Source organism: Caldanaerobacter subterraneus subsp. tengcongensis MB4 (assembly GCF_000007085.1).
In the GTDB taxonomy this organism is placed as follows: domain Bacteria; phylum Bacillota; class Thermoanaerobacteria; order Thermoanaerobacterales; family Thermoanaerobacteraceae; genus Thermoanaerobacter; species Thermoanaerobacter subterraneus.
The window spans coordinates 2,135,011-2,152,500 of record NC_003869.1; the positions used below are offsets into that span (position 1 = coordinate 2,135,011).

The window sequence follows — 17,490 nt, forward strand, 5'->3', positions numbered from 1 at the left end:
AAATTTTTTATACTGAAATGTTTTTATCAATTGATAATAAATATCAAAAAAATAAAAGCGAGGGGAAATCCTCGCTCATTCTACCTTAAACTGCTTAATCGCCTCAATCAATGTATTGGCATAGCTCTTTAACTCATTTGCAGTAGAAGCCATCTCCTCCACTATCGCCGACTGCTCTTCTGATGTGGCTGATACTTCCTCTGCCGACGCTGCCGCCTCCTCTGATACTGCCGCTATGTTCTGTATTGAATCTACTATCCTGTTCTTGTGCTCCTCTATCTCCCTCAAAGATTTCGTCAAATTCTCTATCTTCTCCACTATGAACTTCACTGCATTTAGTATCCCTTCAAATACGTCCTTTGTCGTATTTACTACTTCGCTCTGCTCCTCTATTGACTTCGTCGAATCCTCCACTGTCCTGTGGGTGTTGTTTATCGTAGACTGTATCTCTGCTATCAAGTTCGCTATGTTCCTCGCTGCCTGGGAGGACTGCTCCGCTAATTTCCTAACTTCATCCGCTACAACTGCAAAGCCTCTTCCTGCTTCCCCTGCCCTCGCTGCCTCTATCGCTGCATTTAAAGACAATAAGTTCGTCTGGTCTGCTATATTTGTTATTGTCTCCACTATCTTTTCTATCTCTGCCGACTTCTCTAACAGATAATTTGTCGCCTCTTTTACGTTGTTGTTGGCTTGTATTGTGTGCTTTGTCTTTTCTATTAGCTCTTTTATCGTAACAAGACCTTCATTTGAAACCATGTTCACATTTTCTACTTCATGGTTTATTTCCTCAGCGTTTTTGAGAGAGCTATCTATAAGCTGCCCTAAGACCACAGTTGCATTGGCGCTTTCTTCTGCCTCTTTCGCCTGACTTGATGCCCCTTGAGCTATTTCTTCAATCGCCTTTGCTACATCCTGTGTAGCCTGAGCTGCCTGCTCTGAAGCAACTGCCAGGTTTTCTGCAGAGTGGTTTACAGATTCTGATACGCTCTTTATGTCAAATATTAGCTTCTTTATGCCTTCTAACATTGTGTTAAAGCTATTTGCAAGTACTCCTACTTCGTCCTTTGTCTTTACATCGGCTCTTACCGTGATATTGCCTTGTGAAGCTTCTTCCATAGCAGCTACTACTTTCTTTATGCCTAAGGATATGGAGTTGGAGAAGAAGTATGCAATTACAATGCCTATTAGAAGTATTACTATGCTTACTGTGATTATGAAATTGGTAATCTTGTTCATGTCTCGTACTAGTTCTTCATTCTCCATGGCCACAGCTGCTTTCCAGCCAAAAGCCTCTAGATTTCTCACACTGGCAAATTTGTACGCCCCATTAAAAGTGTAGTAAACAGTGCTGTTATCAGTCTCTATTATTTTTTTCCCAAAATCGTATTTATATATAGAGGTAAAAAGCATATCCTTTTTGGGATGAACTATAACTGTGCCGTCTTTTGTGAGTATGTACAGGTAACCTGTTTTCCCTATGTTAATTGAGGCAATATTTTTTGAAAGCTGCTCTAAAGTTATGTCTATCCCCACTACTCCTTTTAAGTTGCCACTTGAATCAAACACAGCCTTTGCAATTGTTATCTCAGGGATTTTGCTCACAAAGTCCTGATAAGGTTTGGTCCATACAGGTTCTCCCTTGGCATTTACCGCATCCTTATACCAAGGCCTTTCCGTAGGGTCATAATCTCCTAAATCCTGTGGTGGATATAAAATCATCTTCTTTGAAGGAGTAGCAAAATACACATTCATCGCATCAGGCATAGCCTTTTTAGCCTCTTCCAGCTTTTTAAGCACTGCCTCATCAGGAACAGTCTTTTCATCGTAATCAGATATGACACTAGATTGCGATAAAATGTCCAGCACAGACTCTGTATCTTTTTTAAAAGAACTCACATATTTGTTCAGAACAGATAGAGCTGCCTGGTTGGAATCGTTTATTTTAACTTTAAGAACAGATTCTGCAATTCTCGTTGCAAAAAAACCACTTATAGCAAGAGGAATTGATATCATCAACACAATAAAAAGTAAAAGTTTTGTCTTTATGCTTTTCATCTTTAGTGCCTCCCCTTCTTCTGGCTTTTGTCTTTTGTAATAATTTAGCTGCCTCTCACCTGCCACCCCCTCTTTAACAATCTTCGACATAATCTGACAAAATTATATCATCCTTTTACAATCAAGTCAATTTTCCTCTCTGATGCCAAAACTCCAGGACTTAAATTGTATATCTCATCAAAAAAGGCTACTTTAAAACTTCCCGGGCCTTCAACCTTGGGATTTTGCGCCGCCTTCTCTCCTGCAATTCCAAATGCGACAAAGGCCTCCAAAGTTCCATCAAAATAATCCTCAGCCACTGCACAAAAGCTCGCCACCACTGATGTGAGCATGCACCCTGTACCTGTTATTGTCCCCATCATAGGATGCCCATTTTTTACATAGGCAATTTTCTTTCCATCAGTTATGACATCCACTTTTCCTGATACTGCAACGACACATCCACACTTTACTGCAAGGTCATAAGCAATATCGGATATATCTTCCTCTTCCTCTACCGCTTCAACTCCCCTTATTTTTCCTGTTCTCCCACTTAAAGTAGAAATTTCTGCGCTATTTCCCTTTATCACACTAACCCTGACTTCCTCAATAATCCTCTTAGCGCTTTTAGTCCTCAAACTTGTTGCTCCGGCTCCAACCGGGTCAAGAATCACAGGTACGCCGTGCTGGTTTGCCGTTTTACCTGCTTTTATCATGGTATTAACTTCTTCCACGCTTAAAGTGCCTATATTTAGAACAAGAGCATTGGCATTTTTCACCATTTCTTCTACTTCTTCAGGGGCATATGCCATGACAGGCAATGCCCCTATAGCCAAAGTTACATTAGCACAGTCATTTACTGTAACCACATTTGTAATATGATGTATAAGAGGTTTTTTGTCTCTTAAAAGCTTCAAAACCTCACTCCCCATATTATTTCCCCCTCTCTTTAAAAGCTCTTCTTATTTCCCTTAACATATCTTTCGTATTAGCCTCAATATCTCCATCAAAAATACCTGCTATTGCAGATATCCCATCTACTCCTGAATGCAAAATCACTTCATAAGCATTAGTTTTATTTACCCCTCCTATGGCTACCACAGGTATATTTACAGCTTCTTTTATTTTTCTAACTCCTTCTATACCTATGACCTCTGCTTCAGGTTTTACAGGCTGTGCAAATACGGATCCTGCTCCTATGTAGTCAGCTCCTTCTTTTTCTGCTTTTAAAGCTTCTTCAACGGAATACGCAGACCCTCCCACTATTTTGTCAGGTCCCAATATTCTCCTCACAACGCCAACAGGCAAATCATCAGGCCCTACATGTACACCTTCGGCATCTACAGCCAGGGCTATATCAACTCTGTCATTTATAATTAGAGGAACATTATATTTTCTTGTAACTTCCTTTACTTTAAGGGCAATTTCATAGAATTCTCTGCTGGATATATCTTTTTCCCTCAGCTGAACCACAGTAACACCATTTTTAATAGCTATCTCCACCGCTTCAGCTATGTCCATCCCTTTTATAAAGGACCTGTCAGTGATAGCATACAAAGTAAAGTCTATCCTCTTCACAACCTTTACCCCCTTATTCAATCCATCACAAGGCCGCCATCTACAACCAAATTTTGCCCTGTTACCGCTCTCGCCCAAGGTGAAGCAAAAAACAGCACTACATCAGCCAAATCTTCATGAGCAGTAACTTTCTTCAAAGGAGTGGTCTGTTCAATTAAATCAAAAACCTCTTTGCTGGTAGCCGAACTCGCATCTGTAACTTTTAAAAGCCCTCCGCTTACCATGTTGACAGTGATGCCATACTCTCCCAATTCTTTTGCCATATTGCGTGTAAAACCGATCAGAGCAGCTTTAGCAGTGGTATAATCGTGGTAAGGAACCACTGGATTCTGAAACAAATTAGTCCCTATATTTATAATTCGGCCAAAGCGCATCTTTTTCATATCTTTAAGTCCTGCTTTTATAGTGTTCAAGGCCCCTTTTACAGCTCCTTCTAATTGTTTTAAATAATCTTCCCACTCAATTGTTTCAGGAGTTTTTCTGTTCATCGGATCAAAAACATAGTCAATCAGCGCATTGTTCACAATAGTAGTGACGGGTTTCCCAAAATACTTCTTTGCTTCTTCAAACATTGAAGCTACTTGATTAAAATCTCTTACATCAGCTCTAATAGCAACAGAATTTCTTCCCAGCTCCTCTGACAATTTTTGCGCCTTTTCTTCGCTTTTATAATAATTTACTACCACGCTGGCTCCTTCTCTAGCAAAAGCTTTAGCAATGGCAGCACCTAAGCCTCGGCTAGACCCTGTAACAAGAACTACCTGTTCTCTTATTTCCACAACAAACATCCTCCTTATTCTATTCTTTAAATTCAACATTCCAGAAATGATTTGTGGGTCCCACTCCATGCCCTATAGAAAGAGAATTTTTTATGGCTCCTGTGATGTACCTTTTAGCCCTCTTCACCGCCTCTAACAAATCATATCCTAAAGCCAAGTTTGCTGCTATAGCTGATGAAAAAGTGCATCCTGTCCCATGTGTGTTTTTAGTGTTAATTCTCTCCGCTTTAATTTCGTAAAATTCTACTCCATCATAAAACACATCCACCGCTTCTCCTTCTAAATGTCCGCCCTTTACCAAAACTACCTTTGCGCCTAAACTTAAAATTTTCTTTGCAGCTTCCTTCATATCCGAAATGTTCTTTATCTCCATTCCTGTTAATTCCTTAGCTTCCATCAAATTTGGCGTAACAACAAGGCTTAATGGCAACAGCTCCTCCTTTAATGCTTTCATCGCCTCAGGTTTTAAAAGAGGGTCTCCACTCTTCGCAATCATGACTGGGTCTAAAACAACTTTTTCTACTCCGTATTCTTTTAAGCCCTTTGCGATAGTTTTTATAATCTCTTCATTGGATACCATGCCTATCTTAACTGCATCCGGATACAGGTCTTCAAAAATTGCTCTCATCTGCAAATAGACCATGTCAGGGCTTACATCTTCAATTCCTAAAACTCCCATAGTGTTCTGAGCTGTTATTGAAGTAATGACGCTCATTCCAAATACTCCGTGGGCAGAAAAAGTCTTCAAATCTGCCTGGATTCCTGCTCCTCCTCCTGAATCTGAACCAGCAATTGTAAGAGCTAATTTCATATACTCACCTCCAAGATAATAAAAATATGCCCACCTGAAAAGGTGAGCACTTTTTACAGATTCCGTAAAACGTGCTTCCCTTCGCAGGCATTACCCTGGTCAGGTTCTAAGGGTCGGGAACGAATCCCCTCTCAGCCATTTCTGGCTCCCCTAGCACTTTGATATTCAATTTTTTTAAGTTCTTTTGCTTCTATTATATCATAAGATTAGAAAAATTCAATCCAATTTATTTTCAAAAGCATCAAATTTTATAGGCTTTATCTGTCACGCAATTTATAATCTTAATCACAATTCTCCTGTCGACTGGTATTTTTTCAGCCCTTGGTAAAGGATAATTTTTAAAACCAAATAATATAATAAGGAAGATGAATAACACCATATATTCTCATATATACTGCTCTTACCAAGGGCAATCCTTGCAGGAATTGCACTAAATAAGAAAATGGGAATTGCATATATGAGAAGATTACGGAAGATTTTTGGGAAAACCGTATCAGGTTTTTCTGCCATTGTTAAAAGCTGCAAGACTATCGCTGAAATTGCTTCAGACCTTAAACCAAAAAGAGTAAAACTGTATACTATGAAAAATAAAAGTCCCATTAAAATAGAAGCACTGAAAATTGAAATGATATAAGCTATTGTCAATTTAATTCCACATATTTTCATACACCATATATTTAGAAATATTAACAAGGGGGTTGAAAGAGCTGCAGGAAAATTTAGGTTTTTTAGTACAATGTATTTTATGAGAGGCTGTGGTTTTAGTAAATCAAAATCAAAATACCCTGTTAAAACTGATTGTCCAAACTTAGAAACAGCTTCTGCAAAGAAAATTGCATATAGGTTGTTTACTAAAAAGAAACAGGTTATATAAAAAAGAATTTCTTCTCTATTATAATCACCAAAAACGTCAATTTTTTGAGTAAGCAGGTAATAGCCTAAAAATGTTGCAGTGTATAAAGATAAGTCTGCCAAAAACCAGCTTACCAAATTTGCTCTATATTGAATTGCTTTTTTAATTGAAAATCTTATAGATTCTATTAGCATGTTTTCACGCCCCATGAGAGGTGTATTTTTTTAATCCATTTTTCATAAGTAAAAAAACAATGAAACCAAGTATTAACACCCAGACTAGCGAAATAAACAATCCTTTATTTACTATTTCAATGTCAAAATTAGCATCACATATAAGCTTTGACGGGATGTATGTCATATAAGGGAAGGGAGTCATTAGCATAATTGATTCAATTTTGCTAGGCAAAAGGTCTAAAGGGAAAATGGCACCTGAAAGAAGACCTGTCAGTAAGTTTCTGATGGCAGCTATGCCCCATATTTCTGTCAGCCAAAAAGATAACAATCCTATTATAAAGGAAAATAAAGCATTGAATAAAAAACCCAAAATTAACGCTAAAGGTAGGTATAACAGCCGGTTTGCTGGGATTTCAATTTTTGCCCAAATTGAGGTCATAATAATTACTGGCATATATAAAATTGCAAACTTTGCAAGGCTTGAAGATATGTGACTGTATGAAATACTGGTCAGATAATTCACTGGAAGTAAAAGCTTTTGGCCAAATCTGTAGGTTTTTATATCCTTTTCAAGGTCATGTTCAGCATGAATTTCTGTGAATAGAAGTATTGCATTAGAAATGATAATATAAATCATCATTTCTTTCAGAGTGTAATTTATGGGATTTCTTTCAATTAAAGACCTCCAGAGAAAGAAGTTTATTAGGATTGGTACAATTAGGGAACTTAAAAGCTCTCCTATAAGGTAAATTCTATACATTAAGAGTCTTTTTATTGAGTAGTCAAAATATCCCATGAAAACATACAATGTCCTCATTTTTCTGCACCCTTATACAATGACTCTATGATAATATCGAGAGTATCATCGTGAAAATTTATATTTGAAATTTCAGCTTCATTTGACAAAACTCTCATTACATTTATCGTTTCTTCTGGACTAAATCTGATGAAATATTCTTGTTCTTCGCTTGCTTTTTCTACTTTATAATATTTGCTGATTCTTTCAACTGCACAATTGCTTGCGTTAAATCTAACCTTTCTGATGTTGGGAATCATACTTTTCAGTTTCTCAATTGTTCCATAATATAGCTCTTGACCTTTGTGGAGTATATAGATGTTGTCGCATAAATCTTCAATATCAGTTATGTAATGGCTTGTTAGTATTATAGAGGCATTATATTTCTTTTTATAATTTTTTAAGTAATTTCTAATTGTCCTTTGGGTGATAAAATCCAAGCCTAAAGTAGGCTCATCAAGAAAAACAATTACTGGCAGATGAATAAAAGATAATATCAATTCACCTTTCATCCTTTGTCCTAAAGACAGGGTTCTGACCTGTTTTTGCAGGTCTATTTCTGACAAGCCCAATTCTTCTGCCATTGATTTTGCCCTTGAAATTGCTTCTCTTTTGTCAATAGAGTAAATGGAGGCAAAAAGTTTTACAGAATCAATAATAGATAAATCAGGATCTAACTGCCCTTTTTGTCCCATGACTAATGATACTTTTCTTCTATAATCTTTGCTTCGTAAAAAGGGGTCTTCTCCCAGTACTCTTATGATACCTTCATCTGCTTTAATAATTCCAGATACTAGTTTAATAGTAGTAGTTTTCCCCGCACCGTTTAAACCAATCAGTCCAAGTATTTCTCCTTGATTTACAGTAAAAGAAATGTCCTTTACTGCTTGTATGTACTTGTACCTTCGCTTAAAAAAGCTTTTAACTGCATTTATCACGCCATTTTCATTTTCTTTTATGTATACTTTGTAAGTTTTACTGACATTTTTAACAATTATCTGCGAATTCATGACCCTCTCTCCTAAAAAGTTCAATCGGATTATTGCTATATTATCTCAATGCTATAACTTTTTACAAAATGTCGAATCTTAATGAACCAAGTTGAACTTTCTTCTCAGCAGTAGAGAAAAAATTCCGAAAATAGACTGAAGAAAAACTAAAACATAAAACAACAACGGATCTTTTGCTATAATATAACCCAATACTAAAAACCCATTTATCATTTGTGAAAATATTAAGATTTTTTCCTTGAAGTAAAATCTGAAAACCACCCTGCAATGGGACTCAATAAAATAATAGGCAACATAGAAAAAATACTGAAAATAGCTACAGCACTTGCAGAATTAGTAATTTGATAAAATAAAACTGTCCTTGCAATTATAGTAAGTCTTCCACCTATGGTGTTCTGAGAATAGCCAAGCCACACTTTAAAAAAAGAAAGATTTTCTTTTAAAAATTTTATAAAACGAGATAGCTTAAATCTAATCAAAACTTCCACTCCCTTTTTTAATACATTCCCAAAACCCCTTTCTTTTTAGCTTTTTTGTCTGCTATATCAAAGATTAAAAGGCCTATTACAAAAAACAGTATAGAGGTTATCACAAGTTTTACAAAATTAACCTGAATTGCTTCTATATTTTAAGTAGTTTTTATCTACTCCGAAGTTCTAGATACAAACTTGTATAATCACGTATTTCCCACGATTTCTCCAAGATGTAGACTCTTAATATATACAATAACGCTAATTAAACAGGATTAAGCCTGTAACAGTAAAGATAACTGTCTTCTTTGTCTTTTTCGTTTAGCTTCTTTAAGTTTCACAGACTCTTTAAAAATACCTTCTTATGTAGAAATTTATACTTTTAGCAATTTCTTAACTACACTTATAAAATAATAAGGCAGCATTATAAGTATAAGTCCTCCTACTATAGTGTAAATAATTAGTACAAACCACTCTATAATGGGATGATTCACAAACACTTTACCCAATGCTTGGAAAGGTGAACTGCCACATCCAAAAATACATCCTACAAGTCCGATAGTCCATATAGATAAATCCAATCCAGCAGCATACGGAAAGAGAAGAAGCTTAAACAGCCACATCAAATTATCAGCTCTAGCTATATCAACTACAGCAATAAAAGGTTTAGACTCCATTAAATAATTTCCCATAAAAAATTGGCCTCTTCTTATAGCAATTTCGAAAAATCCAAAAGATATTAATCCCCATAGTAAACCCATTAAAAATGTAATTTTCTTATACTTCAACCTTCACCCCTCCTTTCTTTAAAATATAAATAGGTCTTTGCAGAATCCCAAAATCCTTATGAACTAAGGGATTCTGCTGTATATTTTCAAAGGAATTCCTCCACTTTTGTCGAATTTATATAGAGAACCAAACCCAAAAAGAAATGGAGGAAATTCTATGAAAATCAAAGCTAAACAAATATCTCTCTCTCCGATATTTACCATGATGTTCAAGCCTTCTTTGAAGAAGATAAACCCAAGTTTATTAAACTCTTTGAATCTTTTGTTGATTTATCTGAACTTATTCCATCTTCTTTTTATGCCCACTATTATTCCCACTTTGGACGTCATAGAGATTTTTCTCTTGAATCTATGCTCACTGCTTTGTTTATCCAAAAAATTCTCTCTATCCCTACTGTTCAACTCCTTGTCCATGCTCTTAAACTATCTAAAGAATTAAGAGAGCTTTGTGGCTTTAAAAGAGTCCCTCATCCTTCTCAATTCTCTAGATTTAAATCCATTTTCCTCAAAGATTTGGAGAATTTCTTCAATAATCTTGTTAATTTAACTGAGCCTATTTGTCAGGCTATTAATCCTTCACTTTCTAATATCCTCATCGCTGATACTACTGGCTTTGAACCTTATGTCAGAGAAAATAATCCTAAGTTCTTTGATTCCCTTTATAGAAATATTAAAAAGTTCTCTAAATCTAATCCTGATTTTGATGCCCACTCTTATGCTTGCTCTAAAATGCCTAAGTTTGCTCACTCTAATCCTGATGCTAAATTCTCTTATATTAATGGGCATTATTGTTACTCTATCAAAGCTACCATTCTCACTAATGGCTTAGGCATTATTCAGCATATTAGTTTCTATGACGATGATTCTTTAGATGTCAATACTGCTAAATCTGCTGCCGAGTCTAAAGATTTGTACGATTCAAAAACTTTAATCCCTTCTCTTAAGGAATTCTTTAATTTGCATCCTAATTTCTCTTATAGATACTTCTTAGGTGACGCTGGGTTTGATTCTTTTGATAATTACAAATACTTGTTCTCAGAGCATGGCATAATACCTATTATCCCTATTAACCCTCGAAATTCTAAAAACTTACCTCAGCCTACTTTTAACTCTGATGGTATCCCTACCTGCCCCCGTGACCCTTCTCTTAAAATGTCCTATGATGGCATCGTCCGGGAAAAAGGTAGAGCTACCAGAATTAAATGGCTTTGCCCTATGTCCAAAAAAGTTAGACTAAATGGTAAAACTACTTATATCCTTCAATGTGATAACCCCTGTACTCCTTCTAAATGCGGCAGAATATTCTATACTACCCTTGATATTGATTTTAGAAAAAATACTGTTGTCCCTCGTAACTCTAAAAAGTGGTCCAAACTTTATGAAAAACGCCCTATTATTGAAAAATCTATTTCCCTTTTAAAAAGTTCTATCGCTGTTGATAGCTTTAAACTCATAAATACCAGGTCTATCAAAGCTGATGTTTTTCTTGGGGCTATCACTCAACATATTGGTTTAATTATTACTGCAAAGCTTGGTATTTTTGAACATCCTTTATCTTTGAAAAAACTTTTGGCTTGATGACTTGTTCTTATGGTTTGATTCGTTTGTCACCTTCTTACATTAAAAAGGTGTGTTAAGTTTTGTCTTTTGGGGATTTGTATCTTTCTTCCATTTCTCTTTTTTTACTAAATTAACATGTAATTTTCCTATTTTATCCCTAATAATGTAACTTTTTTTACTTTGATATTTACTTCATTTTGCAATCACCTATTAAAATATAAAGAGAACTTTGTAGCATTTCAAAAACCTCAATCTTTACAATTCTCTAGCTCTAAATCCGCTTTTTACCGATCTTCTTTAACAATCTAAAAACTCATAAATATCAAGTTAAAAGCTTAATGTTTTTCTCGGCGCCTAATTTAACTGTCAAAAATCCAGGAAGAGATCTGGTTTGTCCCATCAATCACCTTTGTGACACGTATAAATAACCGTGTATTATCCAGCCAGTTAAAACTATTCAAAACAGTTCTTAATCCTTCCGGTAAAGGAACTCGTTTAATCAAAGTCTCTTTTTTATTAACTAAATTTACTACTGTAAGATATTGTAAAGTATCATTGGAGTCAGGAGCATACATGAAAGCCAATCTAGAACCGTTAGGACTTAGACTACATGAATTCCGCAACACACCGTCAAGCGTCTTTTTATATACTTCCTTAACAGCTTTAGTAACTAAATCTACTTTAGCCAAACAAATATCTCTAGAAGCTGAATAATCCGAGGTATAAAGAATCTGCAAATTGGGGTAAATACCTAAGACGTAAGGCTGTTTTCCTTCCAAGTTTAATTTTTCATATCTCCCTGAAATATCAGAAATATAATATTCATTTTTTTTATTGGTATAGTAGACAGTGTAAAGAATATGGCTATTATCCAACCAGCCTACAGCTCTATAATGTTCCCCTCTCATGTTTTTAACAAGTGGTCGTTCTTGGCATACAGTCAAATCATACAGCCACAGTGAACTCCCACCAGAACCTATACAATCCCTATTTGTCATGTAAACTACTTTAGTGCCATCAGGGCTGAATACAGGATTATCAGCCCACCATAATGTAGCGTTGCTATCACCAGTTTTAGCTATAAGTTCTTCTTGTAATTCATCATAAGTTTTACCATTAAATTTATCCTGGGACAATTTCTTTACATTACCATTGAAATCAATTAACCAAAAGCCTTTTTTAGTAAAATACCAAAATTTATCTTTCTCTGGAGTAAGAAAAAGGGGTTTTTCTTCAGGATTTGCAGAGAGAAATACAGTCTTTCCGTCTACAAATAACTTAGCTATCTTCTCTTTATAGGTTTCTTCCTCTATATGTGAAAGTACATAGGTTTTTTGCCTATCGTCCCAGACCCAAACTTTAGTGCCTTCACCTGGCAATTTGAAAGTAACTTCAAATACTTCTTCTTGGAGGTCAATGAGAGTATTTTGAGGTGTAATCTTTTTGAATGTTAAATGCGGAACATTTTCCGGACGATTGTTTTCCCACCGCATGGTAATTTGGGTATTTTTCTCCCCACCTATTTCAACACCCACCTCTTCTTTATCCCCATCTTGCAATTCATTGAAGAAAACAATAGGAGTACCGTCAACTATTGCAGCTAACTGATAATCCTCCGGTCCCAAGTAGGTCCACTTATATCCTGAAGTTAAAAGCGGTACCGCAATTAGCCCTACAATGGCAAGGCCAACTATAGCTATGATAAGTTTTTTCTTTGCCATTGTTTTATTCCCCCTCTTATTTCCTTCTTTCATATATCGCCAGTGAAAAATTTTAATTTTGTAACTGTAAGTTACAGCAGGTTAAATTTGTAAAATAGCTTTAAGACCAACAAAATAAATTATTACAAACTTTTACATGATATAACAAGAAATTTCAAATAAAAGCCTGTTCCTTCACTCAAATTAATTAGTTTTTACTGGCAACCCACTATCTTTTTTGTTTGTACCACGTTATGAAAATAGATGCTAATCTTTTTTATAGGTATAAATGTAATCAATAAAAGTATGGAAGTTACAAAAAAAGTAAGTCTTGGATTGCCTGAATAGAGGACGCCCCCGATTACGGGCCCTATAATAAACATTGCATTCCATATTGCCATCATTCCACTGTAAATAGTTGCTCTAAATCTATTCTCTGACAGCTTTGCCATCATCACATCATATCCAATTGAATGGAAAACTCCCAATTCTGAAGACGCTATCATAGTGAAAATGGCAATAAAAGGTATATACGTAAATGCAAAAATTAGCAAAAAACTCCTGCAAAAACATTTCCTAAAAAAAGCCCCTTTAAAAATCCATATTTATATCTATCGACAACTATACCAGCTATTGGTGTAAGCAATAGTTGGATTAATCCTAATGCACTAAATATCATCCCTATTTTTCCACTATCAAGTCCAAAATTTTCTGTTAGATAAGGGGAATAGTAATTCCCACAGATTGCAAGTGATAAACCATTGAGTACTACCAAAGTAGTGATAGATAAAATGCAGAATGAACCTAGCATTTTGACAACATTTATCGTACCTTTTAAATGTCCAATTAAAGATATATTCTCTCCCATTGACTTTAATTGTAAAGTCTCTTTAAGTTGAAGTCTTAACAATACTGAAATAGCAGAAAACACTGTCATGGCAATCAATGCTTCAACAGGATTTTTTCTAAAAAGAAACCCTATAAATGAGGAACCTAAAATGCGACCAATGAGCCCTCCAAAAGAAACTAATGAAAGGGCTTTCCCTGAGTCTTCGTCTGAAACGGATTCAGTTATCCGAGCCAGAGTAGAACCTAAAGAGATTCCGCTTAAACCATATATAAAAATTGTGGAAATCATTCCAATTATAATGAAATTCAAATCCCCTTGCCAAAAAGCAAAAAAGAGTAATAAACTGCCAATGGTATAAAAAAGTGAAGATATGACTAACATTATCTTTCTCCCAAATCTATCACTACATTGCCCTCCCAATAAGGCGATTATTGTATCGCCAAAATTGGCAATTGAAAAAGAAAGTCCTACAAGAAATGGCCCTCCTTTTTCCATCAAAAGCAGAGGCAAAAGCCATCTCATAGGTCCATCCATTAACCCTATAGCCATGTTAGATGAAACCATAATGGCAATATTTCTTCTGCATAAAAGAGAAAAATATGAGGACTTTGTCATAGTTTTTTACCTCGCTTAGAATCAATAAACAATTAACCATTGTAACTCAATTTTATGTGTTTTTTTCTCTGAGCATTAAAGCAAGTCTTAACAAAAACAAAGAAATTAGCGAAGCTGCTCCTCCAAAAAAGAACATCACTTTAAGGCCGAAAGCTGAAATAAGGATACCCCATAAAAGAGGAGCGATTGCCCAAAAAGCACTGCGCAGAGTATTTAAAAAGGATAGGGCCGTCGCCCGTTCGACACTAATCTGTTCATTCTCCAAAAGTGGTAATGCCACTTCCCCTCAAATAACTAGAAGCAATTGCGACAATAACTAAGGCTACAAATGCCCAAGGTACAGGCATTATCGGCATTAATAAGAAAGCAAGCGCTGATAATAGTGTGGGCCAAAGAATCAGTTTCTGATAATCAGTGATTTTCATCTTAGAGATATAAAAACCTGTTATTGCCGCAGCTAAAGAAGTAACACCAAATGCAAAAGCTGTCCCCTTCAGGTCAACCCCAAACTGTTCCACCATGTAAGTAATCCACCAGGCGCTTGTGATCCAAATAGGTAATGTAAAGAAAAAGCTTTGAGCAGCTGTCACCTACAGAACACGACTTTTCAAAAACTGATAAAATCCTGCTTTGAGAACCTCTAGCCATCCGCGACGGTGTTGATTCCCATAGTTCTCTGGAAAGGTCATGATAAAGAACCCATTTGCTATAATAATACCAGTCAAAGCAATTGGAATACGCAGACTTCCAAAACCTCCTAAAATAAATGCTACTGCCATTCCTACTGCAGTAAATGGAATAGAGTAAAGATAAAGTTTACCAAAGGTTTGCCGTGTTCCCTCTTGTCCAACCTTATCGTAAAGCCAAGCTTCCCGTGCGCCGCTCGTAAAAGCATAAGAAATTCCCATTAATACAGTAGTAACCAACGCAGGACCAAAGGCAGAAACCGAGCTGAGCCATAGCATTCCCGCTCCATAGAAAAACATCGCCAACCCCCAAGAAAGCCTACGTCCCAGCCGATCTGCAAAAGCTCCAGACAGATAATCAATAGCAGAAGTCACTGCTGAGGTAAGTGATACAAAAAATCCAAACTGCGTAGGTGTTAACCCGAGTCCCTTTTCTGTAGTCATAAACTGAATATAGTACGGATCAAGAATTTTAAAAGCAAAAAACTCTATAAGGCACACAGCAATAATATAACGTCGAATGTAGTAGGTATGGAGTATTTTTTCATTAGTTGAAGGTTCTATTCACTCTCCCCTTTCCTTTTGGTAAATCGAATGAAAAAACTTTAATTTGTCTTTATATTCTTCCAATTATTCTTACAACAACTTTAATTATTTCCTTGCAGTTTTAATTACCACATATTCTAATCTCTATTTTAGTAAATACCAAATATTATACCATATCCATGTAGAAATTAAATTTCCAATTTTAAAAAATGAATTTTAAAAATCGTTTCTCTTGAATAGGAATTTTAAGTTCTATAGTATACACTTAATCCTTTTTCACTTAAATACTTTTGTTAAAAGAATGTTTCGTATATCATCGTGAAGCGTTTCATATTTGGGATCATTTAGATCTTCTTTTGTTACCCATGCATACTCGGAATGTTCATCGTTCAGTTTGAGCGAAGAAATATCATCGTTTTTGGGTTTGACAAGATACGTGAACACAACTCGGTAAATGTCTTCGTCCCCACTTTTACTTTTTATATTTCTAACTGATAGCTCTTCCAACATTTCTACATCCAAGTTAATTTCCTCTTTTGCTTCTCGATACATACCTTCAATAGGAATTTCATCATACTTTATTTTCCCTGCGGGAACATTCCACACATTCGGAGCAACTTTACAATGCGGTGCACGTTTGGTTAAGAGAACTTTTCCTTCATATAACAAAATAATTTCAACAGAAATTCTATAATTAGGATACATAAGAGCTCCTCCTTAAATTTATTTAAAAACTTTTAGATCTTCGTTGTACCACAAATCCTTTACCTAAATTACCAGTTAAACGTTTGATTTTATTTTAACAAAAGAAAAATAGAAATGCAATTGCTTTTTATAAATGGCAAATTTATCAATACAATAAATTGCCTTATCTTTTATATCAACAGCATTAATTTCGTCCGCATATCTATTATGTGATGCAAATCTTTGCTTCATTAGCCTGGTATTAATTTATACAAAAAAGGGTATCGACACAATGTCGATACCCTCTAATATGCATAAGCACTGGAGCTAGCGGTGGGATTCGAACCCACGACCTGCTGATTACGAATCAGCTGCTCTGCCTCTGAGCCACGCTAGCAAAATAAAAATAAATGGTGCCTCGAAGTGGAATCGAACCACTGACACAGGGATTTTCAGTCCCTTGCTCTACCTACTGAGCTATCGAGGCATAAGAAAATGGCGACCCAGAAGGGACTTGAACCCTCGACCTCTAGCGTGACAGGCTAGCGCTCTAACCAACTGAGCTACTGGGCCGCATTTTTATTAAGTTAGAAAATGGTGGGCCTTCAGGGATTTGAACCCCGGACCAATCGGTTATGAGCCGACCGCTCTGCCAGCTGAGCTAAAGGCCCATGTTGTGTTGGTGACCCCGACGGGATTCGAACCCATGTTACCGCCGTGAAAGGGCGGTGTCTTAACCACTTGACCACGGGGCCATCATAAAAACTGGCTCCTCAGGTAGGATTCGAACCTACAACCTACCGGTTAACAGCCGGTTGCTCTACCCTTGAGCTACTGAGGAGCATTTATTCCGGCAGCGACCTACTCTCCCGCTTATGCAGTACCATCGGCGCTGGAGGGCTTAACTTCCGTGTTCGGAATGGGAACGGGTGTTTCCCCTCCGCTATCGCCACCGGATACTTAGACCTTCAAAACTACACAAAGCCTTCAGGGTCAAGTCCTCGGCTTATTAGTACCGGTCAGCTAAAAGCGTTTCCGCTCTTACACCCCCGGCCTATCTACCTCGTCTTCTACAAGGTGCCTTACCCCTTTCGGGTGGGAGACCTTATCTTGGGGTGGGCTTCACGCTTAGATGCTTTCAGCCTTTATCCCTTCCAAGCTTGGCTACCCAGCTGTGCACCTGGCGGTGCAACTGGTACACCATCGGCTCGTCCATCCCGGTCCTCTCGTACTAGGGATGGCTCCCCTCAAGTCTCCTACGCCCGCGACGGATAGGGACCGAACTGTCTCACGACGTTCTGAACCCAGCTCACGTACCGCTTTAATGGGCGAACAGCCCAACCCTTGGGACCTACTTCAGCCCCAGGATGCGATGAGCCGACATCGAGGTGCCAAACCTCCCCGTCGATGTGGACTCTTGGGGGAGATCAGCCTGTTATCCCCGGGGTAGCTTTTATCCGTTGAGCGACGGCGTTCCCACTCACTGCCGCCGGATCACTAAGCCCGACTTTCGTCCCTGCTCGAGATGTCTCTCTCACAGTCAAGCCCCCTTCT

At 36.9% G+C, this 17,490-nt stretch carries 16 protein-coding genes, 6 tRNA genes, 2 rRNA genes, 1 pseudogene and 1 riboswitch (1 of these 26 only partly in view); of the genes and pseudogenes, 1 reads left to right on the forward strand and 24 read right to left on the reverse strand.

All coding sequences use genetic code 11. From position 1 onward, the window contains the following. Nucleotides 1–75 precede the first annotated feature (75 nt). The 10 genes from TTE_RS10625 to TTE_RS10670 all read right to left on the reverse strand — a co-directional run bounded on the left by TTE_RS10625 (nt 76) and on the right by TTE_RS10670 (nt 9,295). Nucleotides 76–2,055 (reverse strand): methyl-accepting chemotaxis protein, encoded by a 1,980-nt coding sequence (locus tag TTE_RS10625; protein WP_041587362.1) that lies wholly within the window; start codon nt 2,053–2,055, stop codon nt 76–78. Nucleotides 2,056–2,162: 107 nt separating this feature from the next. Then, nucleotides 2,163–2,966 (reverse strand): hydroxyethylthiazole kinase, encoded by an 804-nt coding sequence (gene thiM, locus TTE_RS10630; RefSeq protein WP_011026292.1) that lies wholly within the window; start codon nt 2,964–2,966, stop codon nt 2,163–2,165. A 1-nt stretch (nt 2,967) separates the two neighbouring features. Continuing rightward, nucleotides 2,968–3,603 (reverse strand): thiamine phosphate synthase, encoded by a 636-nt coding sequence (thiE, locus tag TTE_RS10635; RefSeq protein ID WP_041587363.1) that lies wholly within the window; start codon nt 3,601–3,603, stop codon nt 2,968–2,970. Between the two features lie 26 nt (nt 3,604–3,629). Next, the gene (locus tag TTE_RS10640; RefSeq protein WP_041587364.1) at nt 3,630–4,391 is read right to left on the reverse strand and encodes a 3-oxoacyl-ACP reductase; all 762 of its coding nucleotides are present in this window, start codon (nt 4,389–4,391) and stop codon (nt 3,630–3,632) included. Nucleotides 4,392–4,410: 19 nt separating this feature from the next. Beyond that, nucleotides 4,411–5,202, reverse strand: coding sequence for a bifunctional hydroxymethylpyrimidine kinase/phosphomethylpyrimidine kinase (thiD, locus tag TTE_RS10645; protein ID WP_009610727.1), 792 nt, complete (start codon nt 5,200–5,202; stop codon nt 4,411–4,413). Between the two features lie 59 nt (nt 5,203–5,261). Beyond that, nucleotides 5,262–5,364, reverse strand: a riboswitch (TPP riboswitch). Nucleotides 5,365–5,487: 123 nt separating this feature from the next. Beyond that, nucleotides 5,488–6,249 (reverse strand): ABC transporter permease, encoded by a 762-nt coding sequence (locus TTE_RS10650; protein WP_009610723.1) that lies wholly within the window; start codon nt 6,247–6,249, stop codon nt 5,488–5,490. Between the two features lie 4 nt (nt 6,250–6,253). Beyond that, a complete protein-coding gene (locus TTE_RS10655; protein ID WP_009610713.1) occupies nt 6,254–7,048 on the reverse strand; it encodes an ABC transporter permease in 795 nt (264 codons plus the stop codon). Next, nucleotides 7,045–8,037, reverse strand: a complete 993-nt coding sequence (locus TTE_RS10660; RefSeq protein WP_011026295.1) for an ABC transporter ATP-binding protein — start codon at nt 8,035–8,037, stop codon at nt 7,045–7,047. Before TTE_RS10660 ends, TTE_RS10655 begins: the two co-directional genes overlap by 4 nt. Before the next feature lie 224 nt (nt 8,038–8,261). After that, complete coding sequence (locus tag TTE_RS14320) at nt 8,262–8,516, reverse strand: MFS transporter (RefSeq protein WP_046159936.1); 255 nt, start codon at nt 8,514–8,516, stop codon at nt 8,262–8,264. 365 nt (nt 8,517–8,881) lie between these two features. Further along, the gene (locus TTE_RS10670) at nt 8,882–9,295 is read right to left on the reverse strand and encodes a hypothetical protein (RefSeq protein ID WP_011026297.1); all 414 of its coding nucleotides are present in this window, start codon (nt 9,293–9,295) and stop codon (nt 8,882–8,884) included. A gap of 157 nt (nt 9,296–9,452) precedes the next feature. On the opposite strand from TTE_RS10670, the pseudogene TTE_RS10675 reads away from it, so the two are divergent. Continuing rightward, a pseudogene (locus TTE_RS10675) lies at nt 9,453–10,873 on the forward strand (transposase). 341 nt (nt 10,874–11,214) lie between these two features. On the opposite strand, the gene TTE_RS10680 reads toward TTE_RS10675, so the two are convergent. The 14 genes from TTE_RS10680 to TTE_RS10750 all read right to left on the reverse strand — a co-directional run. Next, the gene (locus tag TTE_RS10680) at nt 11,215–12,576 is read right to left on the reverse strand and encodes a TolB family protein (RefSeq protein WP_009610712.1); all 1,362 of its coding nucleotides are present in this window, start codon (nt 12,574–12,576) and stop codon (nt 11,215–11,217) included. A 194-nt stretch (nt 12,577–12,770) separates the two neighbouring features. Beyond that, nucleotides 12,771–13,109: a hypothetical protein gene (locus TTE_RS14325; RefSeq protein WP_011026298.1), complete on the reverse strand. Its 339-nt coding sequence runs from the start codon at nt 13,107–13,109 to the stop codon at nt 12,771–12,773. Continuing rightward, nucleotides 13,103–14,020, reverse strand: coding sequence for an MFS transporter (locus TTE_RS10690; protein ID WP_009610710.1), 918 nt, complete (start codon nt 14,018–14,020; stop codon nt 13,103–13,105). The genes TTE_RS14325 and TTE_RS10690 overlap by 7 nt, the downstream gene beginning before the upstream one ends. Before the next feature lie 254 nt (nt 14,021–14,274). Beyond that, on the reverse strand, nt 14,275–14,541 hold the full coding sequence (locus TTE_RS10700) for a hypothetical protein (protein WP_041587209.1): 267 nt from the start codon (nt 14,539–14,541) through the stop codon (nt 14,275–14,277). Nucleotides 14,542–14,610: 69 nt separating this feature from the next. Continuing rightward, complete coding sequence (locus tag TTE_RS10705; protein ID WP_235619570.1) at nt 14,611–15,150, reverse strand: MFS transporter; 540 nt, start codon at nt 15,148–15,150, stop codon at nt 14,611–14,613. A 378-nt stretch (nt 15,151–15,528) separates the two neighbouring features. Next, nucleotides 15,529–15,957 carry an NUDIX domain-containing protein gene (locus tag TTE_RS10710; RefSeq protein WP_011026301.1) on the reverse strand — a complete coding sequence of 143 codons (429 nt, stop codon included), beginning with the start codon at nt 15,955–15,957 and terminating at the stop codon, nt 15,529–15,531. Between the two features lie 301 nt (nt 15,958–16,258). Continuing rightward, nucleotides 16,259–16,333 (reverse strand) — tRNA-Thr (locus TTE_RS10715). 14 nt (nt 16,334–16,347) lie between these two features. Continuing rightward, nucleotides 16,348–16,423 (reverse strand) — tRNA-Phe (locus TTE_RS10720). A 9-nt stretch (nt 16,424–16,432) separates the two neighbouring features. Beyond that, nucleotides 16,433–16,509, reverse strand: a tRNA-Asp gene (locus tag TTE_RS10725). A gap of 22 nt (nt 16,510–16,531) precedes the next feature. Continuing rightward, nucleotides 16,532–16,607: transfer RNA gene (locus TTE_RS10730), tRNA-Ile, on the reverse strand. Between the two features lie 9 nt (nt 16,608–16,616). Continuing rightward, nucleotides 16,617–16,691: transfer RNA gene (locus TTE_RS10735), tRNA-Glu, on the reverse strand. 11 nt (nt 16,692–16,702) lie between these two features. Further along, nucleotides 16,703–16,777, reverse strand: a tRNA-Asn gene (locus tag TTE_RS10740). A gap of 7 nt (nt 16,778–16,784) precedes the next feature. After that, nucleotides 16,785–16,893: ribosomal RNA gene (gene rrf, locus TTE_RS10745) — 5S ribosomal RNA — on the reverse strand. A gap of 32 nt (nt 16,894–16,925) precedes the next feature. Beyond that, nucleotides 16,926–17,490: ribosomal RNA gene (locus TTE_RS10750) — 23S ribosomal RNA — on the reverse strand (it continues 2,318 nt past the right edge of the window).